The following is a 546-nucleotide window of genomic DNA, read 5'->3' on the forward strand; positions in this document are numbered from 1 at the left end:
CGGCATATTTTTGAATACACCTTCCAATTTGTCGGCATCAACAGATACCCAGCTTGGCAAGCCAATTTGAGTAGCCAGGCTCAATGCTTCTTGGATACGTACTTGTTTCTTAGCTTTTTCACGAACAGCTACAACATCACCTGCTTTAACTTGGAAAGAAGGGATATTAACAACTTGACCGTTTACGACGATAGCTTTGTGAGAAACCAATTGACGTGCTTCGGCGCGAGTAGAGCCAAAACCCATACGGTAAACGACATTGTCCAAACGAGACTCCAGCAATTGCAACAGCAATTCACCGGTAGAGCCTTTACGACGAGCTGCTTCCGCGAAGTAACGACGGAATTGACGCTCTAATACGCCATAAATACGACGAATTTTTTGTTTTTCACGTAATTGCAAACCGTAGTCTGACAAACGTGGTTTTTTCGCACCGTGTTGACCAGGTGCAGAATCCATTTTACATTTGGAATCTAAAGAGCGACGTGCACTCTTCAAAAACAGATCCGTACCTTCGCGACGTGCTAATTTACATTTAGGGCCAAT

At 44.0% G+C, this 546-nt stretch carries 1 protein-coding gene; it reads right to left on the reverse strand.

Annotated elements, in window-relative coordinates; all coding sequences use genetic code 11:
- The coding region (gene rpsD / locus ACTHSP_RS21485) for a 30S ribosomal protein S4 (protein ID WP_440346938.1) at positions 1-546 on the reverse strand (546 nt) is incomplete at both ends.

The sequence above is a fragment of the Neisseria sp. P0001.S005 genome (assembly GCF_051963715.1).